The sequence below is a fragment of the Octadecabacter ascidiaceicola genome (assembly GCF_900185015.1).
GTDB lineage: Bacteria > Pseudomonadota > Alphaproteobacteria > Rhodobacterales > Rhodobacteraceae > Octadecabacter > Octadecabacter ascidiaceicola.
Window position 1 is genome coordinate 83,785 of the sequence record NZ_FXYD01000006.1, and the last position, 21,418, is coordinate 105,202.

Genomic DNA, 21,418 nt, shown 5'->3' on the forward strand with positions numbered 1-21,418 from the left:
CTGATAAAGAAGGGGAATCCCTATTTAGCCCCTCAGCAGGGGAGCCCCTTCGACCACTCGGCCACGCTAATTGGATTAGTCACTTGACGACATGGACCAGTAGCACCGCAGGGGAATTTAGATTCTCACTAACCCGATCGCTTGATCCAACGAAACTTGGCCGAGGTTCTGCGATCTCTACGATTGAGAAACCTACTTTGACAATGGTGGAGACGATCTCTTCGATAGAACGGTGGTAGCATTGTACATTTCTATCCAACCAGATGTAGTCTCGTCTCCCTTGATCGAAGTAGTTGCTAACTTTCCAGTTTGGGTGACTGATTGTCGATGCTGCACCTTTTGGGTTCGCTGTTCTAATTGGGTGGCGTTGAGTGAATAAAAAGCGCCCACCACTTGGTAAGGATCGGAATGCAGACCGTGCAAAGAGGCGAATTGTGTCAGTAACGTCCTGATAGTTACGACCTAAGCGATCAACCCAACGAACAACCAACACGTCACCATTGCGCAGCAGATCAAACAGTCTTTTACCCTCTGGACGCTCCGAGAGCTTGGTAGATACTCCTGAGATGCCATCATCCGACACAACTTGATCAATCTTGAATCCAGCGGCCTCAGCTTGGGTCTGCTGATGAGAGATCGTCTGATCTGAAGTTGATACGCGGGCATAGCCCTCTAATCTTTGCTACCGATTGCGAGTCCAGGTTACGGACTGAATATCTTTGCAAGGTGTTTTCCATTTTCGTCCTCCAACTGTATTTAGCCGATGTCAGACGGAAGATGGTCAAATGTATGCCTCTCAAAGCGCACCAGTCAGCCTTTAACGCTTGTCTCGCGAACTTAGCGGCCCTTTTCAGTCAATAGCCGCCTGGTGGCCTCTACAGCCAGCCTAAACAAAGGTTGGCGTCGTATATCGAAGTAGGTACCAAGGCGTCAGTGAACGCCATTCTCGTAGGTGCAAACAGCTAATATTGTATTTCAAGAGAGTGCATCAAGCAGTACACGTCGCCGCTTCGATTTGCGTTTCTTTTCAATCTCGATTTGGGTGAACAGTATAATCTGTTTCGTTCGATGCATCCGATGTTGGTAGCGGGTCTCAGCAACCTTCCAGGCCATCGAATTTCGCTTCTTGAACTGACTCAGGCGTTTAGGTGTATAGAAGAGCGACTGGGCTGTACGGACACCCTGATGGTCAAGTATGTAACTAATGGTTCTCAGACAGGCTCGTTTGCCTCTGGTCTTCAACGATTGATGCGCAACAACAGAAAGCACAGCTTGTTTTATCCGTTTGTCATTTAGCTTCTTTGCTTTCGAGGCTTGTTTCTTGAGGGATTTGACATTGACGTTCCCCACAGTGCCACCGGCGGCGATACGTTTGGCAATGCCATCTTTGCATGCAATCCGCTGAGCTTTGTATCGTGCCTCTATGCGATGGTGTTCATGCGCGCTACAAAAAGACGTATAGTGTTTTGAAAGAACTTTGAGGGAGTGAACTGAGTGGCACCGAAATTTGGCACCAGTGGATTGCGCGGGCTCGTTGTTGAGCTGACTTCGGAATTGGTTACGTCGTACACACATGCATTTATACAAGCTTGTGAAACTGGTAGCGCCGTGCGTGTTGGTTGGGATTTGCGTCCATCGTCACCAGATATAGCCAAAGCAGTGATCGATGCGATCGTTGCCGCGGGACGAACTGCGATTGTGGATGGGGCATTGCCGACGCCCGCGCTTGCGCTTGCGGCGCTCAATCGAGGGCAAAGCGCAATTATGGTGACGGGCAGCCATATCCCAGCCGACCGCAATGGGCTAAAGTTTTACACGACAGGCGGTGAGATTTCCAAAGACGACGAAGCCGCGATCATTGCCCAGCTTGGCGCGGCGTTGGACGGTCAGGGTGCACAGGTTGACGCGACGGGTGACGTTATTACTGCTTATGTTGCTCGATATGTGAACGGTTTCGGTGCGGATGCTTTGAAAGGTATGCGAATTGGGGTGTACCAACACAGCTCAGTTGCGCGGGACATCATGGTGGACGTGGTGAAGGCGCTGGGTGGTGAGGCAGTGCCGCTGGCGTGGTCTGAAACGTTCATTCCCGTTGATACCGAAGCCGTTGATCCAATCACACGCGTGCAGCTTGCGCAGTGGTGTGATGAACACAAACTTGACGCGCTGATTTCGACTGACGGCGATGCGGACCGGCCTATGGTGGCGGACGCGACGGGTAAGATTGTGGTAGGTGATGTGCTTGGGCCGCTGACAGCGCGGCTGCTTGGGGCGGAGCGGATTTGTACGCCTGTTTCATCAAACACGATGGTGGATGAGATGTCTGAGTTTAGCGCGGTCGTGCGTACGCGTATTGGCTCTCCGTTTGTGATTGCGGCGATGGAGTCCGGCGGCGCCCGGAACGTCGTCGGGTATGAAGCAAATGGCGGGTTCTTGCTCGGGTTTACGGCCGATGGTCCAGTTGGGCAGTTGGCCCCTCTCATGACGCGGGATTGTTTGCTGCCGATCCTTGCGCCGCTTTACATGGCGCGAAAGGCGGGATGCGGGTTGGCTGAATTGGTTGCTGGTTTGCCGTCGCGATTTACCGCGACAGACCGTTTGACCGGAATTGAGACCGATATTTCGAGGCCATTCCTTGAACGCCTAAGTACCGACGCAGCGGTGCGTGGCACGTTTTTCGACGACATGCCGGCTGAACTAAGCGTCGATCTGACGGATGGGTTACGCGTAACGTTTGAGGGCGGCGAAATCGTGCATCTGCGCCACTCTGGAAACGCCCCCGAACTTCGCTGTTACGTCGAAGCCGAAAACCAGCAGCGCGCTGATACGCTGTTGGCGATGTTCTTGGAAAAGATTAGCGCGCGTTTGTCGTAAGTTTACGCGGCTACAGATTTAAGCGTTTTGACCGCATCAAATTGCGACAAGAAGACCTGACCCGTTAGCTCTGACAGGAAGTGTTCGCGCTGCAGGCGGTCCATAACAGGGCCTTTTACTTCAGATAGGTGAAGGCAGACGTCCATTTCATGCAGACGTTCATTGATCGCCTCAAGAGACTCCAACGCGCTGAGGTCAATTTCGTTGATCGCAGAGCATTGCAAGATCACGTGGCGGATATTTTTGTCGCCAGCGACGCGGTTGTGGATCTTGTCCTCAAGGTAGCGCGCGTTGGCAAAATACAGGCTTTCATCGACGCGTAAGGTGACGATGTTCGAGTCAGTGAGCACATCGTGGCGCAAGATATTGCGGAAGTGTTCAGTCCCCGGAACTTGGCCGACTTCTGCAATATGTGGTTTGGATGATTTGTAGAGATGCAGCAGGATTGAAAGGCCGACACCCGCAGAAACGCCAGCTTCAACACCGAGTGCTAGCGTTAGCAAAATCGTCGCAAAGACTGCTGTGAAGTCAGCCTTGGAGTAGGTCCAGCTGCGTTTCAGGATTGAGAAATCCACGAGGCTGAGGACGGCGACGATAATAGTCGCAGCCAAGGTCGCCTTTGGAAGGAAGTAAGTCAGCGGCGTGAGGGCGAGGGCGGCGATCGCCAGACCAATCGCCGTGAACGCACCAGCAGCAGGGGTTTCAGCGCCCGCGTCAAAGTTCACGACTGAACGGGAAAAACCGCCTGTCACCGGAAAACCACCCGTCAGAGATGCACCGATATTGGCGGCACCAAGCCCGATGAGTTCTTGGTCGGGGTCAATACGTTGGCGTTTCTTAGCAGCCAAGGTTTGAGCGACTGAGATGGATTCAACGAAGCCAATGATTGAGATCAAGAAAGCAGGGAGGAGCAGCTGGCCGAGGAGGTCAGGTGAAAAGGACGGCAGCGTTAACGGCGGAAGGCTTTGTGGGACTTCGCCAACGATCTTAACGCCTTTGTCTGCCAGGCCGAACAGCCAGACGGCAAGGGTGGTAAGGACAACAACGGCGACAGGGCCGGTTTTGACCAGTACTCCGGTCAGGCCAGAAGAAAGGCCAAGGTTCTGCAGTAGGGGTTTCAGACCCTTACGAACCCAGAACAAAAAGCCTGTCGCGAGGACGCCGATGATAGCTGTGATCCAGTTAATCTCGCCTAGATGTGAGGCCAATGAAATGACCAGCTCCAACAGATTGTGGCCATGTGCGTCGATCCCAAGGATGTGCTTTAGCTGACTGGCCGCAATGATGATTCCGGACGCGGTGATGAAGCCCGCGATGACTGGGTGGGACAGGAAATTGGCGATGAATCCAAGACGGAACAGCCCCATTGCCAATAGAATGGCGCCTGACAAACCCGCAAGTGAAAGGGCCGCAACCGCGTAGCCCATTGTGCCTTGCTCAACGATGTTGCTGAGCGCAGCGGCTGTCATCAAAGACACGACGGCGACGGGACCAACGGCCAGTGCGCGGCTGGTGCCGAACACTGCGTAAAGCATGATTGGAACGATAGACGCATACAAACCCGCCTCAGGCGGCAGGCCCGCCAAAAGCGCGTAGGCCAGTGACTGCGGGATCAGCATGATCGTTACGATCAGCGCTGCCACGAGGTCATTGGTCAGGGCAGAACGGTTGTAGGCCCGCCCCCATGTCAGAATGGACAGGTAGCGCGACATGTCAAATTTCATCGGGTTCTCAAGGAATTAGGGGCCCCTGCACAGGGTGCAAGGGCCAATGGTTTATTTACTTCGCAATGATCTTTTCAGGTCTCGCCATCCACTCACGGCCCTTCAGCATGCCCTTCCAATAGATCGGAGGCAGCATCTTTTCCTTCAGGAACCATGCAGCGCGAGACGGCTTCGTGCCATCCACGACGAACTTCGGGAAGCTTGGCAGCAACGCGCCGCCATAGCCGAATTCAGCAAGAACGATCTTGCCGCGCTCAACGGTCAACGGGCAGGAGCCGTAACCATTGTATTGCGCCACGGACGACCCACCATGAATGTCAGCAATGATGTTGTCGGCAACAACCGGTGCTTGGATACGTGCAGCAGCTGCGGTTTTCGCATTCGGCGCGTTCATCACATCACCCAAGGACCAGATGTTGTCATATGTCTTGTGGCGCAGCGTGGCTTGGTCGACGTCGACCCAGCCTGAGGCGTCTGCGAGCGGTGATACACGAATGAAGTCAGGCGCGGTCTGCGGTGGGCAGACGTGCATCATGTCGAACTCCATCTCGACCCGATCAACCGGCGTGTCCGGCTTTGCCACATCGAACCATGCTTTCTTGGCAGGGCCATCAACAGCCACGAGATTGTGGAAAAAATTCAGGTTCGCGTCGTATTTTTTGACGTAATCCATCAGCGCAGGGACGTAGTCCTTAATGCCGAACAACACGCCGCCAGCATTGTTAAACTGGATGTCGACATCTTTCAGGACACCGCGACGGTGCCATGCGTCACCGGACAGATACATCGCCTTTTGTGGCGCACCTGCACATTTGATCGGCATTGGCGGCTGCGTAAAGATCGCGCGACCTTCCATCATGCCGTTGACCAGCTGCCATGTGTAAAGGGCCAGATCATAACGGTAGTTTGATGTCACACCGTTTTGGCCAAGCGTTTCAACGAGGCCTTCGATCTTGTTCCAGTCCAGTTTGATACCGGGGCAAACAATCAGGCGGTCATATTTCACAACGCGACAGCCATCGAGGATCACGGCATTGTTTTCAGGTTCGAACGCAGCAACCGCAGATTTGATCCAGTGAACGCCTTTCGGGATCAAAGACCCCATCGTGCGGGATGTTTGCTCAGGCTCAAAAATGCCGCCGCCGACCATCGTCCAGCCGGGTTGATAGTAGTGGATGTCTGCCGGGTCGATGATCGCGATATCGAGCTCTGGCTTGCGCGATTTAAGGCTAGCTGCTGCGGCGATGCCACCAGCGCCAGCGCCAACGATAACAACGCTAAAACTTGCATCGCCGGTCTCGGTTGGCGTTTTGCCACCGTTAACAATGCGGCGCACAACACCGCCCATTTCATATCCTGCCGCCTTAGTCGCGGCGAGGATATCTGCAAGACTTCGCTGCCCCGCTTGGCCAAGGGACCAGAGCGTCGCAGATCGGGTTCCTGTGCGGCAATAGGCCAGAACAGGACCGGGAAGGTTGGTGAGCGTGCTGTTGAAATCAGTCGCATCTGTGTCAGAAACCTTGCCCGACACGATTGGCTGATACGCGGCCTCTAGGCCCAACTTCTTCGCCGCTTTGGCGATTTCTTCAAAGGTCGGCTGATCAGCGCCTTCACCGTCTGGCCGGTTGCAAACAACAGCGCGAAAGCCTGCGTTCCTGATTGCCTCTAGGTCGGACAGCTGAATCTGCTCGCTGACGGATAGACCCGCCGTGAGTGTTCTAATTTCCATGGTATTTCTCCGGATCAAAGGCCGTTAACGGGCACTTTCAGCATTGGGTTCCCGTCTTTGTCTGTCGGGATTTCGCCAGCACGCATGTTGACCTGCAGGGATGGGATGATCAGCTTTGGCATTGCCAGTTGCGCGTCACGTTCCGTACGAAACTTGATGAAATCCTCACGGGTTTTGCCGCCGCCAACGTGAATGTTTTCAGCTTTTTGCTCGGCGACTGTGGTTTCCCACTCAATAGCGCGGCCGTTCGGGCCGTAGTCGTGGCACATGAACAGACGTGTCTCATCAGGCAAGGAAAGAACCTTCATGATGCTGTCGTAAAGCTCACCTGCGTCGCCACCGGGGAAGTCAGCGCGTGCAGAACCACCATCTGGCATGAACAGTGTATCGCCAGCAAAGGCCGCATCGCCAACAACGTGGACCATGCATGCGGGTGTGTGGCCTGGTGTGTACATAGCGAATGCTTGCATGTCGCCGATCATGTAGGTGTCGCCGTCTTTAAACAGCGCGTCGAACTGCGACCCATCACGTTCGAATTCAGTGCCTTCGTTGAAAACCTTCCCGAAGGTTTCCTGAACGACCATGATTTTCTCACCAACGCCGATTTTGCCGCCCAGTTGGTCCTGAATGTAAGGCGCCGCGCTGAGATGGTCGGCGTGAACGTGGGTTTCGATGATCCAGTCCAGCGTAAGGCCACGTTCTTTGATCTCAGCGATCAGTCGATCCGCGGCTTCGTAGGTAATGCGGCCAGCGGCGTAATCGATGTCCATAACGCTATCAATAATTGCGCAGTGGTTACTGTTCGGGTCTGTCACGATATACGTGATCGTGTTGGTCATCTCATCAAAGTGAGCGGATACATCGGGTGTGACGGTCATATCGATTGGGTATGTCATTTGGAAAACTCCCATTAATTAAGCTTGTGCAGTTGCACGTTTTGCGAGCGCGGATTTGAGGAACTTGGCGACAAAAACGCCGGCAAGGAGCGCTGCAACAAAGATGAATACTTCTGAGCGGCCAGTCCCCAACGCAGGCAAAGCACCACCTGGGCAGAAACCCGCGATGCCCCAGCCTACACCGAAAGCGGCAGACCCAGCGATAAGCGGCAGGTCAAGGTCGCGGCGTGTCGGAAGATGGAACTTGGCATCCATTATCGGTGCAGGGCGTTTCAGAACGAAACGGTAACCGATGAAGGTAACGACAACAGCGCCGCCCATTACGAAGATCAGGCTAGGGTCCCAAGCACCGGCAAAGTCAAAGAAGTTCAGTACCTTGGCGGGGTTTGCCATGCCTGAGATTGAGATGCCAACACCGAAAACGAGGCCGATAAGGAAAAGGATAATAAGGCGCATGTCTTAGGCTCCCAAAACATGGCGGATCACGTAGACCGTGATGGCCGTTGCAATCATGAAGGAAATTGTTGCGACGATTGATCGGGGTGAAAGCCGCGCCATGCCACAAACGCCGTGACCAGACGTACAGCCGCCACCAAAGGTGACGCCGACGCCGACGATGAAGCCGCCAACAATCAACATTGTCGTCGAGATAGGTACTTGAACAGCCGGCATTTCACCGGTGAACACCAACACAACAAGCGGGCCAGCAATCATGCCGGCCAATATAACGGCACGCCATGTCCAGTCAGACAAGTTGGCGGGTTGAAAGAAGCCAGCCAGAATACCGGTGGCCCCCATGATACGGCCAGCGACGGCCATCAACGCGACGGAAGCGAGGCCAATTAAGACCCCGCCACCGAGTGACGCATAAGGTGTAAATGCAGTCTCGATCATAGTTTGCACGTCCGGATGCCGAAGATGCGGTACAGCGGGCAGAAACGCATGGAAGACGTCGCCAGCATTACGATACCAACGATTACGGAAACTACAGTCGCAGTCGTGGATTCAAACAGTGCCATACTGCTCAGGAACGGCGCGACGAGCAATACAATGCCGAGAATGATTCGGATGATGCGGTCAATTGAGCCAATATTTGCAGTCATTTCTTCGTCTCCTATGAATGATTTCATCAAACATAGCGCGAAGGGGGGATTTCGACGGTGATATTGTCACCAAGTCGTGAATTTACTCAGGTATTATGTTTTGCGAGGGTCTTGAGTTGGGTCATATCAAGCAGGCTGACACTGCCGCGAGACTGTTCGATCCAGCCACGACGTTGAAATTCCTGCAATTGACGCGACACAACTTCGCGCGCTGTCCCGAGTTCGACAGAAAGCTTCTGGTGCGTGGTTTTCACAACGTTTTTGTCGTCAGCAAGGCTGACAAGTTTGTCTGCAAGGCGCACGTCCAGCCGTTGGAATGCAACTTCGTCGATCATGCGAAACAGGTCCGTGATGCGTTTGGAAAACGCCGCAAATACAAAGTCACGGAACGATTTGGATTGTGCAACGAGATCATCAAACACATCGCGTGGTACAGCGGCCGCCTGAACGGTGGTTTCTGCGATACCGTCAGCGGCATAATCCTCAAACGCAAGCAAACAGGCCGTCGTCAGAACGCAGCTTTGGCCTGCATGGATACGGTACAGTACGATCTCGTGGCCTGTTTCGGACACTTGCTGCACGCGCACGGTTCCGTCCAAAAGGAACAGCATGTTCTCGGGCGAATTACCCGGACCAAACAAGGTCGTCCCGTTTGGCACGTTCACGATGACGCTTCTGCTCGACAACAGCTTTTTGATTGGGGGCTCAAGGCGAGACAGCCCCGGAAAGCGCTCAACCCAGTCGGTTTCAATATTCATAGTGCCTTTCTATCGCCGAATTGGATTATGCGTAACCGTTCAAACGCTAATTCAAATGGGGACTGTCGCGGCAAATGTCCATCGAGCTTAATTGGGAGCAATCGAAGTTTAGCGGTCTTAGACTGGCAAAGACATCAAGATCATGCGAAAACTTCACGACTTTACCAATGTTAACTGGATTGAATGCAATCCGTGTGCCCGTAAATGACGTCTGAAATTGCAACGTGCTTCGCGGCCAGAATGAAGAGATACGCATTTTGATCCTCAACCTATTTCTAGTTTTTTACCGGTTGTTGTGGATTCCGCTCCTGCCTCTCGTCTTGATCTACCTTTGGCGAAGGGGAATGCGCGATGCAGATTACGTGCGAAATTTAGCAGAGCGTTTTGGGTTCTATCGCGAGCCCCTTCCGCAGGATGCGATTTGGTTTCACGCAGTGAGCCTTGGAGAAACCCGCTCGGCGTTGGGATTGATCAAGCTTGCCTTGGCGCGTGGCGACAAGGTCGTTCTTACGCATTTCACACCTGCAGGACGCCGTGAGTCTGAACAACAATTCAGCTCTGAGATCGCATCAGGTCAATTGGCAGCGGTCTGGGTGCCGCTTGATATGCGCTGGTGTTACCGGCGTTTTTTCCGTGCATGCCGCCCTAAAATTGGCCTTACGTTGGAGGTGGAAATCTGGCCGGCAATGATCTTCGCGGCAAAGGCTGCCGGTGTTCCGCTTTACATGTGCAACTCGATCTATGGGTCAGGATCGTTTGCACGCGATAGCAAAGGATTGCGTCTTCGTCAGCGAATTATCAGCGGTTTCTCGGGCGCATTTGTAAAATCGTCAGTGCAGGCTGAACGCTTTGCTTCCGTCGGGCTGAAGAACATCACGGTGACAGGGGAGTTGCGTTTTGACCAACCTGTTCCACCCATGCTGACGGAAGCTGCCGCGCGTTTGCGGCCTGCCATTTCCGCTGTCCGTGAAGTCATTGCGATTGCTAGCGGCGTCGAGGGCGAGGAGCAGCTTTTCACTGAAGTCGCAAAAAAGTTGGTCGCGCAGGCGGATGCGGCAAATCAAACCGCGCCGCTGATCGTATATGTGCCACGTGCGCCAGAACGTTTCGATGCCGTTGCCGAAGGCTTGACCCAAGCAGGTCTGACTGTTTTGCGGCGAAGTGAGGTGCTTGATCCAAGGTTGGAACAAGTTGCTTCGATCGAAAACGCAGAGGTTCTAGTTGGCGATAGTCTAGGTGAGATGTTTTTCTATCTGGCGCTGGCTGATCGCGTCGTTGTGGGCGGTGGTTTTACACCGAATGGCTCACACAACATCATCGAGCCGCTTATGCTGAGGAAGCCTGTTCTAACGGGCCCCAAAACGTGGACAATTGAATACCCGTTTGCTGAGGCGGAAGCGGCAGGTGTTGTTGTTAGTCTACCTGATCAAGGGGCTCTGATTGCAGCGCTTTCACAGCCTGCTGCGGCTGACGTTGAACGAATAGAAGCGTTTCTTGTCGAGCACGGTGGGGCCAGCGTGCGAACGCTTGCCGCGATTGACAAGGCACTAGAAGGTTAGAAAAGCTGGAATATCCTGAAGGGTAATTGGAGCAGCTTTTAGCCGCCTGTCGCGTTCCGATACCACGCAATGATCGTTCTGCGGTTCTTGTCTGTCATCGTTGAGATAGCGTTCGGCGGAGGCATTGCATGGCTTGCGCCAGCTTGAAGGTAAATCTGTTGTGCGTTGCGTGCTATATCCGCTTCTGTCTCGAGGTAGATGCTTTTGGGTGCCCAGAACATCGTCTCGCTAAAAGCCGGTTCGCGGGTGTGGCACATGGAACAGTTTCCCAGAACGACATTGTACGCTTCTTCAAAACCCGCAGCGGATGCGAACTGTTGTTCGTGCTCGGTAAGCTCCCGCGCTTCTAAGGCGTCGTAGTCCCCATCCCATGTGTTTGCGGTGGATAGCCACGCGATGAGAATCATCAGCAGCACCGTCACGGCCCATGTCCAATGTGGGCCTTTGCCCGTCTTGTGCATGGTGTTGAAATAGTGACGGATTGTGACGCCTGTCAGGAAGATCAGGCTTGCAATGATCCAAGCGTATTCGGTCCCAAACGATAGCGGGTAGTGATTGCTGAGCATCAGGAACACGACAGGCAGTGTTAGGTAGTTGTTATGCGTCGAACGCACCTTGGCAATCTTGCCGTACTTCGCATCGGGTGTGCGGCCTGCCATTAGGTCAGCAACGACGATGCGTTGGTTTGGCATGATCTGGAAAAACACGTTCGCCGTCATAATGGTCGCCGTAAAGGCCCCAAGATGAAGCAGTGCGGCACGGCCCGTGAAGATCTGGTTATAGCCCCAAGACATTGTGACAAGGATGATGAATAGCAACAGCATCAGAAGCGTCGGATGCTCGCTCAGTTTGGATTTGCACATCTGGTCATAGGCAAGCCAACCGATTGTCAAAGACCCACCCGAGATCAGAATGCCCTGCCACAACGACAGGTCGGCCTTCGTCGGATCAAGGAGAAATATCTCTCCACCGACCCAGTAGATGATCATCATCAGCGCGGCGCCTGACAGCCATGTCGAATAGCTTTGCCATTTATGCCAGGTCAAATGTTCGGGCATCTGCGACGGGGCCACCATGTACTTGATGGTGTGATAAAAGCCGCCGCCGTGGACTTCCCATTCTTCGCCAGACGCACCCTCAGGGAGGGTGTCGCTAGGCTTAAGCATAAGATCTAACGCAATAAAGTAGAACGACGCGCCGATCCACGCCATTGCCGTAATCACATGAAGCCATCGCACGGAAAACGCGATCCAGTCCCATAAAATTGCTACGTCGAACATGCCGCTCTCCTAGATTCGAATTTGTTGTTAGCCTATGCGAAAGGCAATTATCATGCTATCTGCCCAAATACCCAAGCTGTGTCAAAAAAAGCAAGAGAATGTCATACCTAGAAAATATTAGAACTTTCGTACGTGTTTATGAACTTGGCAGCATGTCGGCGGCAGGGCGGGATTTGCGCATTTCGCCTGCTGTAACGTCGTCGCGGATTTCACAGCTTGAACAACGTTTGGGCGTGCGCTTGTTTCAGCGTACGACACGGAGTCTGGCACCAACTGAGCAGGGAAAAGCGTACTACGGCGGTGCCTCTCAGGTTCTGGAATCGGTGGCCGCGGCCGAGGCGCAAGTCGTTGAGATAACCGACAATCCGCGAGGATCATTATATGTTGCCGCTCCGTTAGGGGTGGGGCGACGGTTGATCGCGCCGCAAGTGCCCGCATTTCTGGAGGAATACCCAAACGTCAACGTGCGGCTAAGGCTGACGGATAGAAAGGTCGATTTGACGACAGAAGGCTTGGACCTCGCGTACTTTTTGGGGCAGCCGGAAGACAGCAATCTACGCATTAAAAAGCTCGCGGATGTTCAGCGCGTGTTGTGCGCGTCCCCGAATTACATTGCGAAACGCGGCCATCCGAAATCCGGCGCGGAAATCGTAAAAGACAAGCACGAGTGTTTGAACCTGAGGTTTCCTGGCGCGAAGGAATTTCAATGGCCGCTCATTACCAAAGATGGCCCCAAACGGTTTAACACGACGGGCCGTTCCGAATGCGATGACGGGGATGTGCTGATTGATTGGGCGCTTAGTGGGCACGGCATTGCGCTCAAGCCAGTGTTCGAGGTTGCTGAACATTTAGCGTCCGGTACGCTGGTTGTTGTCGGGGAAAACACGCCACCGGAGCCGATCCAAATGGCATGCCTGTTTACGCACCGCAGGCTTCAGGATCCAAAAATGCGGCTGTTCATGGAATTTGTTTCCAAACGAATTAGCCAAGTCATTGAGGATACGAGGTTACCTGATCAGCTTCCGCGATAGGTCGAATAGCTGAACGGGGAAATGAGCAGGGGCACGTGGTAGTGCTGGGCCTCTGACATGCCGAAGCGAATTGGAATGATATCGAGGAAACGCGGGGATTCCGGCGGTGTTCCTGTGCGATCAAGATATTCGCCTGCGTGAAAGACCAACTCGTAGGTGCCGATTTCGAATTCGTCGCTCGGCAGGATCTGCGCATCGGTGCGGCCATCATCGTTTGTTGTGACAGTCTTAAGAAGGGTGCGATCCTGTCCGGAAGTCCGAAACAGGTCGATCTGCATCCCTTCGGCGGGGCATCCGCGGGCTGTATCGAGAACGTGAGTGGTGAGATAGCCGGTCATAGAGAATGCTCCTTTTGTTCGTGTAAGTGTCTCAACTGAGTGCTGCAGATGCAAACGCTGAATTAGAAATCTACTTCCATACCAATGCCTTTGGCTTTCGCGATTTCAACGATTGAAGCCGAGACCGCGAGGTCTTGGAGACCGACACCCGTGCCGTCAAACAAGGTGACTTCGGAGTCGGACGTGCGCCCTGCATGGGTCCCGTTGATCACGGCGCCGACTTCAAAGATGTCTTCGCGGTTCTTAAGGCCAGCACCGACGGCGTGCTGAGCTTCGCCCAAGGTCACGGACTGAGCGACTTCGTCGGTGAATACGGTCGCGCGAACGATTAAGTCCGCGTCACATTCTTGTTTGCCGATGGTGTCCGTGCCCATGCACGCAACGTGCGCGCCATCGCTGATATGTGCTGACGTGAATACAGGGCTGAACGAGGATGTCATCGAGATCACGACATCGGCTTCGGTCATGCCATCAAGTGAGTCCAGTGCTTGAAATGGCAAGTTAAAGTCGGCGGCGACCTCAGCGATGCTAGGCAGCATTTCCGGGTGGTAGTTCCAGCCAATTATTTTTTCGAACTGATGGGTTTCCAAGGCGGCGCGCAGTTGGAATTTCGCCTGATGACCCGCGCCGATCATACCCATGACCTTGCTGTCTTTGCGTGCAAGATGCTTGATAGAAACCGAAGAGGCCGCTGCAGTGCGAAGCGCGGTCAACAAGTTGCCACCAACCATCGCCGTAACTTTTCCCGTGTCGGGGTCAAATAAGAACACCGTTGATTGATGGTTAATCAGTCCGCGTTTTTCGAGGTTGTGGGGCCAGTAGCCACCTGCCTTCAAACCCAGTGACATGCCATTGCCGTCAAACCCGCCCTTAAAGCCATAGAGTGCCTCTTCATGGCCAATTGCTTCGCGGATGACGGGGAAGTTATAAGCATCGCCTGCTGCCATCGCGGCGAAGACTTGTTCGACAGCGGTAAAGGCGTCGTCGCGCGTTAGGATGTCGGCAATGGCGGATTCTGGGACGATATACATATGGTCTCTCCTCGGGGAATTCGTGCGTCCGTGCGCACCTAGGGTAGGCGGCGCACGGACGATTTGGGCCGGCCCAAAGGCCAAGCTGTTTAGTAAGCTCTGCCGCGTGCAGATACGGGCCAAACGGTTTCGACCTTGCCATTGCGCACGCCGACATACCAGTCGTGGACGTTGCAGGTTGGGTCACAGTGACCAGGAACTAGCTTCAGCTTGTCGTTGACCTTCAACACGCTGTCAGGGTCTGCCACCACACCGTGTTCGTCAGAACATTTGAGGTATTCAACCTTATCATCGCGGCCATAAATTGTTGGCAAACCACTATCGACGGACTGGGCTTTGAGGCCGGCGTCGACGATGGCTTTGTCCGCTTTGGCGTGGCTCATGACGGTTGTTAGAATGAACAACGCGTTCTCCCATTCGCCGTCATCGATGCGCTTGCCGTTCTCGTCAAGGATACGACCATAGTCCGCATCCATAAACGCGTAAGAGCCGCACTGCAGTTCGTTGTAAACGCCAGATGCGGTTTCGAAATAATAGGACCCTGTGCCACCACCGCCGACGATGTCACACTCAAGCCCGTTGGACATCAGGCCCTGAACTGCATCAGCTACCTGCGCGATCGCGATGTCGAGCTTTTCTTTACGATCTGTATACAAGTCCATGTGCTGCATTGCGCCTTGGTAAGCCTGAATGCCCGCAAATTTTAGGTTCGGCGCTGCGTCGATCAGCTTTGCGATGTTCACAACATCCTGCGTTGTGCTCACACCGCAACGGCCCGCGCCACAGTCAATTTCGACAAGTGCTTCAAGCTCGGTTCCCGCGGCAACAGCGGCCTCGGACAGCGCTTTGACGTTTTCAGGATCATCAACACAGACAAGGATACGTGCGCCCAATTTCGGCATGTCTGCCAAGCGTTTGATTTTTGCGGGGTCAGTCACTTGGTTGGAAACCATGACGTCCTTGATGCCGCCACGTGCGAACACCTCGGCCTCGGAAACTTTTTGGCAGCACACACCAATCGCAGCGCCCATATCCTGTTGCAGTTTCAGAACGTCGACAGATTTGTGCATTTTGCCGTGGGCGCGATGGCGCATCCCGTGGTCTTTCGAGTAGTCGCCCATCTTTTTCACGTTACGTTCAAGCGCGTCGAGGTCGAGAACTAGGCAAGGCGTCTGGATATCCGCTTCATCCATTCCGGGCTTGGCAGGGATGTCATAGCCGACTTCGAATTCGTCAAGATTTGTATGTGTGTTCATGGTGAAACCCCTTCAGGTGAGCCATGGCAGCTTGTCGAGATCGACATTGCCGCCTGTGATGATGATGCCGATGCGCTTACCTGCGAACCGGTCTTTGTTTTTAAGAATGGTGGCGAGCGGGACAGAACTGCTCGCTTCCATTACGATACGCAGGTGTTTCCACGTCAATTTCATCGCATCGACAATCTCGTCCTCGGACGCGGTCAAGATGTCCGTGACGTTGTTGGATACAAAGTGCCAAGTCAGGTCTTTCAGCGGAACTAAAAGCCCATCAGCAATCGTTTGCGGCGCGTCATCAGCGATGATGTATCCGGCCTTGAAGCTACGCATCGCGTCATCGGCCTGCTCAGGCTCGGCAGCGATGATCTGCACCTCCGGCGCTTGGTCGGACAGCGTTAGGCAGGTGCCGGAAATCATCCCGCCACCACCGATCGGCGCTACGACCATATCCAGCCCGTCAGTTTGTTCCATGAACTCACGTGCGCAGGTGCCTTGACCTGCGATGACCCGCGGATCGTTGTAAGGATGTACAAAGTCACCACCTGTTGCGGCCTGAACCTTCGCGAAGGTTTCTTCGCGAGATGTCGTGCTTGGTTCGCACTCGGTGATCTTGCCGCCATATCGCGCGACAGTGTCTTTCTTGGCTTGTGGCGCCGTTTTAGGCATAACTACGTTACACGGAATACCGCGCAGCATTGCGGCGTAGGACAGGCAGGATGCGTGGTTTCCTGATGAATGGGTTGCGACGCCTGCTTTGGCCTGCTCCTCATCCAAACCAAACACTGCGTTGGTTGCGCCACGTACTTTGAACGCCCCGGGCGTTTGAAAGTTCTCGCATTTGAAAAATAGCTCAGCACCCACCAGCTCATTTAGGTAGGCGGATTGCAGCACTGGGGTGCGTTTGGTGTGTGGCTTAATTCGTTCGTGCGCATCCAGCATGTCTTGGAAGGTTGGGATATACATCGGTTAGTCCTTCGTTTCAGGGTCGCGGCGATGAGGGGCGTGTTCTTTGGCGCAGGGGGGCTAGCTGTGTTGCGAAAGCTCACGAATGCGCCCTCGGTGAATTTTGCGCGACTTTAAGACGGAACTTTGATGAATGAAATTTTTTCGATTCCGGCTCGATGAACAGGGGTGATCTAAAAACATCATTGTTGTCAGCGGTTTAAATTTTTCATAATATGAATTGACCTTTCACATTTAGTGGACTGAACACATGAATCTTCAGAAAAATGACGACGGACGTGCGAAAAAGGCACGTGGTCGCCCACGCGATTGGGACGACAAGACGGATCAGAACACGATTAAGTCGTTGGACCGTGCGATGACTGTTTTTGAGCATCTAAGTGAAGGGCAGGGACGCTCTTTGACCAATTTGGCTCGGGACCTCAAGCAGTCGCCCGCCACATTATACCGGATCCTCATTACGCTCGAAGTGCATGGGCTGGTTGAGTTCGACAAGATCAATCAGGTTTGGGAGATCGGTCCACGTGCCTTTGTTATTGGGTCGCGCTTTTTACGGCGCACAAGTCTTGTGGAACGTGCGCGCCCAATCATGAGGCGACTGATGGAAGCCACAGGCGAAACCGCGAACCTTGGTATTGAAAAGAATGGCCACGTATTGTTTGTCAGCCAGGTCGAAACCAATGCAGCCATCCGCGCATTTTTTCCGCCTGGCACAATGTCGCGTCTGCATGCGTCTGGTATTGGTAAAGTTCTACTTGCGCAGATGAGTAAACCTCGCGCTGATAAACTCCTTGGAGCGAAACCGATTGAGCGGTTTACGGAACACACGTTAACGGACCGCACGGCGCTACACGATGATCTCGCGCGTTCACGGGAACGCGGCTATGCGATTGATGGCGAAGAACGCAATCTCGGCATGCGATGTATCGCGGGCCCTGTTTTCGATATTCATGGCGAAGCGATTGCCGGCATATCGGTTTCGGGACCAACGTCCCGTATTGGAGAGGATCAGATCGATGAGCTCAGCAAAGCTGTGGTCGCCGCGGCGCGTGAATTAACCGCAGCTATCGGGGGCGATGATCGTCAGCGAGCGGAGTAACTATGTCGAAGGACGAAGGGCCATGTGCCGATTTACGTCTTTGTAGAGAAGATACCGGAATTTGCCCGGCCCACCTGCATAACACGCCTGCGGGCAAAACGCGCGCAGCCACATGTAGTCGCCAGCCTCAACCTCTACCCAATCTTGATTGAGCCTGTAGGCCGCTTTGCCTTCAAGAACATACAACCCATGTTCCATCACATGTGTTTCCAGAAATGGAATAACTGCGCCCGGTTCGAATGTGACGATGGTAACGTGCATGTCATGGCGCAAATCCGTTGGGTCGACAAAGCGCGTCGTCGCCCATTTGCCGTCCGTGTCCGGCATAACTGTCGGGGCAATGTCATTTTCATTGGTGATGATCACATCGGGGCGGTCCAGCCCGTCAACAGCGTCATAGGATTTACGGATCCAATGGAAGCGGGTGATTTCTTTGGACGCGTTGTGCAAAGTCCATTGCTGACCTGCTGGAAGATACGCGTAACCGCCCTGTTCAAGCGCATGATCTTCGCCATTCACCGTAATAGTGACCGTTCCTTCAACCACGAACAGCACGCCCTGCGCATTGGGGTCGATTTCCGGGCGGTCGGACCCGCCACCGGGGGAAACCTCCATGATGTATTGAGAGAACGTTTCCGCAAACCCGCTTAAAGGACGTGACAGCACCCAAAGGCGGGTCTTGTCCCAGAACGGGAGAAAACTGGTCACGATATCCCGCATCGTTCCCTTGGGAATGACTGCATAAGCATCCGTGAAAACGGCACGATCCGTCAGGAGCTGGTCTTGACCAGGGTGTCCACCGGTTGGCGCGTAGTATTTCCTAGACATATGCATCCCCGATCCGTTTGGTTATTCCAAGTATGCGTGGGACAGCCACGTAGTGCCACTCGAAATGTCACGACACACCTATAGGCATTTCTTGATAATCTATACGGGTTTAGCCAATGAGCACGGTCAACATTGATTAAGCGTGTCATCAAGCGAGAATTAGTGTTTGGGCTGCGAATTGTGCGCAGCCTATGGGTCATACAAGTGACCAGCGGCGAATAGTTCAGACGATCAGAAGGGCTCAGGTGAACCGAGTGATCTAAGCAGTCTATTGAATTTTGGGTCCGGTATTTGGTGGGTGCCAAATAGGCGTGTTTCTATTCGGTAGATGGAATTAGGTGCCGCGATAAACGTGAACGGCGCAAGGGGCATGGCGCACGACACGGGCCGCGGTCGAGCCAAGGAAAAAGTCGCTTAGGCCCGGTCGATGCGACCCCATCACGATGCAATCAACACCGTGTTTCACCGCGTAATCAACAATGGAGCGATACGTGTGACCGACAACTAGGTCCGTCGAGACATTTTGCAGACCTTCGGTTTTTTCGGCCAGTTGGATTTTAGCGGATGCCACTGCTTCTTCGACAAAGGATTTGTCCATGTACGAGGCTGCTACGCCTGGTGGTGCTTCGTAAACGTGCAGGCCGATGATCTCTCCGCCATCAACGCAAATAGCACCTGCAACTTCGAGTGTGTGTTCTGAGACGCCGTGGTCTAGCGCCATAGGGACGAGGATCTTGCGATATAACATGTTGGTCTCCGATCTGCGCTGTGGGGTGATGGCCAAAGGTTCAGACGATCTTTGGGGTGGTCACAGCGTCCGCTTGCGAACCTTGGAAGGGTTTCCCACTATTCGCAAGCGCGCTTTTCCGTTTCAGTCGAATGACAAAAAACGACCGTCGAAAACGACCACGAAGAGATTTGCTCTTGCGTTGGCCGTCTCGTGCAGACGTGTTTGCGCAGTTAAAGACTGTTCTAACCTTCAAAACCGGCCTCAAGGCTGCGGAAAAGTATTAGCTCTGCCCAATCATGAAAACATCAAAGAATTGTGCAAGGTCATCGTGAGCCGTCACTGGCAAGATTGAAGCGATATGCTGATCTGGCCTGACGATCACAATGCATCCTGTATCCCGATCAATTCCTCTGAGGTCGTAAACATCATTGTCTTCTTGCGCGTGAAACACTTTTTCATAATCCCGCAGCCCGTATTTTCCTTTCGCTGGCCACAGAGCGCCGTGCAGGTCGTGCATGGACAAATCCGACTGCTGAAAGACGGCGTAGGTATCAATAACGGAGTCGAAATCGGATCTCTTCGGCGTATATTTCAATACCGGTGAGGCCGCGTCATTCGCGAGGAAGTCAATGAACTGATGCGCATCAGATGTCGTCTGTATTGGGTCTTGTGCCCCACCGAACAAAAAGATGCGCCAGCGACCGTCTGCTTTGACCAAATGGCCCAAATGCTGGCTCGCGCCATCGGCCACGCGTGTGGCTTCTGCTGAATGGAAACGTTGGCCGATATTGAATCCAGTTGCGAGGCCTTGGTTTTCTTGGCCTGTGCAAATGTAGGAGGGGAAGTATTCGATCGACGTGCCGCTCACAAAGCCGCTTTGACGTTTCATAAAGGCTTCAATCTTTGCTGTGTCTACTTGGGCCTTCTCTGATCCGTCGCCCGCTGTTGGCCGTGTGGCGACCAACTTTGACAGTTCCCGATCTGCGTTAATCAGTTGGTTTGCAACTTTACGCCGTTCTGTACCGTAGGTGGCAAGCAATTTTGGATCGCTCTTACCTTGCAAAACTGCCGCCATTTTCCAACCGAGGTTGAACGTGTCCGGCAATGAGGTGTTCAAACCCCAGCCGCCCTTAGGGCTGTGTGTGTGGCACGCATCGCCGGCCACGAACGCACGTGGAATGACTTCATCGGTGCTGTTCAAGGGGCGGTTGTCGAAACGATCGGCAAGGCGTTGGCCGACCGAATAGATTGACCACCAAGCCACTTCTTTGACGTCCAATGTATAGGGATGGAAAATCTGTTGTGCCTTCGCGATAAGGTCTTGTTCCGTTAACTTGATGTCAGTTGCCCGCGTGTCCTTCTTGATCTGGTCAAGTTCTACATAAAAACGGATGAGGTATCCGCCTTCGCGCGGGATAGTCATCACCGCGCCGTGGTCTTTGGACTGAATGAAGCTTTTAACGCGGATGTCCGGAAAATCGGTGTTGAGCAAGATGTCCATAACGCCCCACGCTTTGTCCGCGGAATCCCCTTCCAACGCGATATCGAGACTTTTGCGAACGCGGCTTCTGCCGCCGTCGCAACCTACAGCGAAACGTGCTTTGACAGTTTCGACTTTGCCAGCGCCTGCGTCATCAGTTCGCTTGAACGTCGCTGTGATCGGGTAAGCACCTAGATCTTGCGTCATGCTTTCGTCGATATCCAAATCAACCAATTCGCGACTGTAGTGCGGACGCAGATTGGTTATTGAATTTGCCATGCCATCTAACAACAACTCGTGCAGGCGTGCTTGGTTAACAATGCCATGCGTGAATTCGGAAAGACCGGCGCGTGCATCCGCGATCTTGTGCGTGCGTTTGATGTTGCTGGGGCTTTCAGTGTCTGGTTCCCAGAACGTGTTTTGCTTGAGTTTATAGGTCTCTTTTTCAACCATCTCGCTGCTGTTGAAGGCTTCCATAATCTCAATGGTTCGGCAAGAAATGCCGTCTGCGCGACCAAACAGCAAAGGACCTTCTGCCATGTCCACTATGCACGTGCTTATGTCTTCAAACTCGGACATCTGACGGGCCATTGTGAGCCCTGCGGGACCAGTGCCGATGATCAGCACGTCAACCTCGCGGGGGAGATCTTCAATTGGCGGAATTGGGTAAGCTTTTCGTGCAGCGTCAGGAACTTGATAGTTGCCTGGTTTGAACCCGTTCAGATGAAATTGCATTATA

Annotated in this window: 19 protein-coding genes and 1 pseudogene; 4 read left to right on the forward strand and 16 right to left on the reverse strand. The window is 53.6% G+C overall.

All coding sequences use genetic code 11. The features are described 5' to 3' along the window. Positions 1 to 415 precede the first annotated feature (415 nt). A pseudogene (locus tag OCA8868_RS15590) lies at positions 416 to 637 on the reverse strand (recombinase family protein); the annotation flags it as partial. 857 nt (positions 638 to 1,494) lie between these two features. On the opposite strand from OCA8868_RS15590, the gene OCA8868_RS15600 reads away from it, so the two are divergent. Then, a complete protein-coding gene (locus OCA8868_RS15600; protein WP_093997517.1) occupies positions 1,495 to 2,874 on the forward strand; it encodes a phosphomannomutase in 1,380 nt (459 codons plus the stop codon). Between the two features lie 2 nt (positions 2,875 to 2,876). Here OCA8868_RS15600 and OCA8868_RS15605 read toward each other — a convergent pair whose 3' ends face one another. The 7 genes from OCA8868_RS15605 to OCA8868_RS15635 all read right to left on the reverse strand — a co-directional run bounded on the left by OCA8868_RS15605 (position 2,877) and on the right by OCA8868_RS15635 (position 9,084). After that, on the reverse strand, positions 2,877 to 4,598 hold the full coding sequence (locus OCA8868_RS15605; RefSeq protein WP_093997518.1) for a SulP family inorganic anion transporter: 1,722 nt from the start codon (positions 4,596 to 4,598) through the stop codon (positions 2,877 to 2,879). A gap of 55 nt (positions 4,599 to 4,653) precedes the next feature. After that, positions 4,654 to 6,327 (reverse strand): bifunctional protein tyrosine phosphatase family protein/NAD(P)/FAD-dependent oxidoreductase, encoded by a 1,674-nt coding sequence (locus tag OCA8868_RS15610; protein ID WP_093997519.1) that lies wholly within the window; start codon positions 6,325 to 6,327, stop codon positions 4,654 to 4,656. Positions 6,328 to 6,341: 14 nt separating this feature from the next. Next, positions 6,342 to 7,223 carry an MBL fold metallo-hydrolase gene (locus tag OCA8868_RS15615; RefSeq protein ID WP_093997520.1) on the reverse strand — a complete coding sequence of 294 codons (882 nt, stop codon included), beginning with the start codon at positions 7,221 to 7,223 and terminating at the stop codon, positions 6,342 to 6,344. Positions 7,224 to 7,241: 18 nt separating this feature from the next. After that, positions 7,242 to 7,679, reverse strand: coding sequence for a DUF6691 family protein (locus OCA8868_RS15620; protein WP_093997521.1), 438 nt, complete (start codon positions 7,677 to 7,679; stop codon positions 7,242 to 7,244). Positions 7,680 to 7,682: 3 nt separating this feature from the next. Continuing rightward, positions 7,683 to 8,117 carry a YeeE/YedE family protein gene (locus OCA8868_RS15625; RefSeq protein WP_093997522.1) on the reverse strand — a complete coding sequence of 145 codons (435 nt, stop codon included), beginning with the start codon at positions 8,115 to 8,117 and terminating at the stop codon, positions 7,683 to 7,685. After that, positions 8,114 to 8,326: a YgaP family membrane protein gene (locus OCA8868_RS15630; protein ID WP_093997594.1), complete on the reverse strand. Its 213-nt coding sequence runs from the start codon at positions 8,324 to 8,326 to the stop codon at positions 8,114 to 8,116. The genes OCA8868_RS15625 and OCA8868_RS15630 overlap by 4 nt, the downstream gene beginning before the upstream one ends. An 86-nt stretch (positions 8,327 to 8,412) precedes the next feature. Then, positions 8,413 to 9,084: a Crp/Fnr family transcriptional regulator gene (locus OCA8868_RS15635; RefSeq protein WP_093997523.1), complete on the reverse strand. Its 672-nt coding sequence runs from the start codon at positions 9,082 to 9,084 to the stop codon at positions 8,413 to 8,415. Between the two features lie 344 nt (positions 9,085 to 9,428). Here OCA8868_RS15635 and OCA8868_RS15640 point away from each other — a divergent pair, with 344 nt between their 5' ends. Next, positions 9,429 to 10,643, forward strand: coding sequence for a 3-deoxy-D-manno-octulosonic acid transferase (locus OCA8868_RS15640; protein ID WP_093997595.1), 1,215 nt, complete (start codon positions 9,429 to 9,431; stop codon positions 10,641 to 10,643). A gap of 38 nt (positions 10,644 to 10,681) precedes the next feature. Here OCA8868_RS15640 and OCA8868_RS15645 read toward each other — a convergent pair whose 3' ends face one another. Then, the gene (locus tag OCA8868_RS15645) at positions 10,682 to 11,923 is read right to left on the reverse strand and encodes a urate hydroxylase PuuD (RefSeq protein WP_093997524.1); all 1,242 of its coding nucleotides are present in this window, start codon (positions 11,921 to 11,923) and stop codon (positions 10,682 to 10,684) included. Positions 11,924 to 12,021: 98 nt separating this feature from the next. Between OCA8868_RS15645 and OCA8868_RS15650 the strand changes: the two genes are divergently transcribed. Then, positions 12,022 to 12,954, forward strand: coding sequence for a LysR family transcriptional regulator (locus tag OCA8868_RS15650; protein ID WP_093997525.1), 933 nt, complete (start codon positions 12,022 to 12,024; stop codon positions 12,952 to 12,954). On the opposite strand, the gene uraH is transcribed toward OCA8868_RS15650, so the two are convergent. The 4 genes from uraH to bhcB form a co-directional block, all read right to left on the reverse strand. After that, positions 12,939 to 13,292: a hydroxyisourate hydrolase gene (uraH, locus tag OCA8868_RS15655; protein ID WP_093997526.1), complete on the reverse strand. Its 354-nt coding sequence runs from the start codon at positions 13,290 to 13,292 to the stop codon at positions 12,939 to 12,941. The genes OCA8868_RS15650 and uraH overlap by 16 nt on opposite strands. Before the next feature lie 62 nt (positions 13,293 to 13,354). Further along, positions 13,355 to 14,323, reverse strand: coding sequence for an iminosuccinate reductase BhcD (gene bhcD / locus OCA8868_RS15660; protein ID WP_093997527.1), 969 nt, complete (start codon positions 14,321 to 14,323; stop codon positions 13,355 to 13,357). Between the two features lie 89 nt (positions 14,324 to 14,412). Next, complete coding sequence (gene bhcC / locus OCA8868_RS15665) at positions 14,413 to 15,579, reverse strand: 3-hydroxy-D-aspartate aldolase BhcC (RefSeq protein WP_093997528.1); 1,167 nt, start codon at positions 15,577 to 15,579, stop codon at positions 14,413 to 14,415. Between the two features lie 12 nt (positions 15,580 to 15,591). Then, complete coding sequence (gene bhcB / locus OCA8868_RS15670) at positions 15,592 to 16,542, reverse strand: beta-hydroxyaspartate dehydratase BhcB (RefSeq protein WP_093997529.1); 951 nt, start codon at positions 16,540 to 16,542, stop codon at positions 15,592 to 15,594. Positions 16,543 to 16,792: 250 nt separating this feature from the next. Between bhcB and bhcR the strand changes: the two genes are divergently transcribed. Beyond that, the gene (gene bhcR / locus OCA8868_RS15675) at positions 16,793 to 17,641 is read left to right on the forward strand and encodes an HTH-type transcriptional regulator BhcR (protein WP_093997530.1); all 849 of its coding nucleotides are present in this window, start codon (positions 16,793 to 16,795) and stop codon (positions 17,639 to 17,641) included. Here bhcR and OCA8868_RS15680 read toward each other — a convergent pair whose 3' ends face one another. The 3 genes from OCA8868_RS15680 to OCA8868_RS15690 form a co-directional block, all read right to left on the reverse strand. Then, entirely contained in the window at positions 17,642 to 18,469 is an 828-nt protein-coding gene (locus tag OCA8868_RS15680) for a bifunctional allantoicase/(S)-ureidoglycine aminohydrolase (protein ID WP_093997531.1), read from the reverse strand. Between the two features lie 334 nt (positions 18,470 to 18,803). Further along, complete coding sequence (locus OCA8868_RS15685; protein WP_093997532.1) at positions 18,804 to 19,217, reverse strand: universal stress protein; 414 nt, start codon at positions 19,215 to 19,217, stop codon at positions 18,804 to 18,806. A 262-nt stretch (positions 19,218 to 19,479) separates the two neighbouring features. Next, entirely contained in the window at positions 19,480 to 21,414 is a 1,935-nt protein-coding gene (locus OCA8868_RS15690; RefSeq protein WP_093997533.1) for an FAD-dependent monooxygenase, read from the reverse strand. Positions 21,415 to 21,418 lie beyond the last annotated feature (4 nt).

What these genes read in the sequence shown, in the direction of transcription:
- OCA8868_RS15605 (WP_093997518.1), bottom strand. Translation starts at nt 4,598, where the DNA reads ATGAAATTTGACATGTCGCGCTACCTGTCCATTCTGACATGGGGGCGG.
- OCA8868_RS15610 (WP_093997519.1), bottom strand. Translation starts at nt 6,327, where the DNA reads ATGGAAATTAGAACACTCACGGCGGGTCTATCCGTCAGCGAGCAGATT.
- OCA8868_RS15615 (WP_093997520.1), bottom strand. Translation starts at nt 7,223, where the DNA reads ATGACATACCCAATCGATATGACCGTCACACCCGATGTATCCGCTCAC.
- OCA8868_RS15620 (WP_093997521.1), bottom strand. Translation starts at nt 7,679, where the DNA reads ATGCGCCTTATTATCCTTTTCCTTATCGGCCTCGTTTTCGGTGTTGGC.
- OCA8868_RS15625 (WP_093997522.1), bottom strand. Translation starts at nt 8,117, where the DNA reads ATGATCGAGACTGCATTTACACCTTATGCGTCACTCGGTGGCGGGGTC.
- OCA8868_RS15630 (WP_093997594.1), bottom strand. Translation starts at nt 8,326, where the DNA reads ATGACTGCAAATATTGGCTCAATTGACCGCATCATCCGAATCATTCTC.
- OCA8868_RS15635 (WP_093997523.1), bottom strand. Translation starts at nt 9,084, where the DNA reads ATGAATATTGAAACCGACTGGGTTGAGCGCTTTCCGGGGCTGTCTCGC.
- OCA8868_RS15640 (WP_093997595.1), top strand. Translation starts at nt 9,429, where the DNA reads ATGCGCGATGCAGATTACGTGCGAAATTTAGCAGAGCGTTTTGGGTTC.
- OCA8868_RS15645 (WP_093997524.1), bottom strand. Translation starts at nt 11,923, where the DNA reads ATGTTCGACGTAGCAATTTTATGGGACTGGATCGCGTTTTCCGTGCGA.
- OCA8868_RS15650 (WP_093997525.1), top strand. Translation starts at nt 12,022, where the DNA reads ATGTCATACCTAGAAAATATTAGAACTTTCGTACGTGTTTATGAACTT.
- uraH (WP_093997526.1), bottom strand. Translation starts at nt 13,292, where the DNA reads ATGACCGGCTATCTCACCACTCACGTTCTCGATACAGCCCGCGGATGC.
- bhcD (WP_093997527.1), bottom strand. Translation starts at nt 14,323, where the DNA reads ATGTATATCGTCCCAGAATCCGCCATTGCCGACATCCTAACGCGCGAC.
- bhcC (WP_093997528.1), bottom strand. Translation starts at nt 15,579, where the DNA reads ATGAACACACATACAAATCTTGACGAATTCGAAGTCGGCTATGACATC.
- bhcB (WP_093997529.1), bottom strand. Translation starts at nt 16,542, where the DNA reads ATGTATATCCCAACCTTCCAAGACATGCTGGATGCGCACGAACGAATT.
- bhcR (WP_093997530.1), top strand. Translation starts at nt 16,793, where the DNA reads ATGAATCTTCAGAAAAATGACGACGGACGTGCGAAAAAGGCACGTGGT.
- OCA8868_RS15680 (WP_093997531.1), bottom strand. Translation starts at nt 18,469, where the DNA reads ATGTCTAGGAAATACTACGCGCCAACCGGTGGACACCCTGGTCAAGAC.
- OCA8868_RS15685 (WP_093997532.1), bottom strand. Translation starts at nt 19,217, where the DNA reads ATGTTATATCGCAAGATCCTCGTCCCTATGGCGCTAGACCACGGCGTC.
- OCA8868_RS15690 (WP_093997533.1), bottom strand. Translation starts at nt 21,414, where the DNA reads ATGCAATTTCATCTGAACGGGTTCAAACCAGGCAACTATCAAGTTCCT.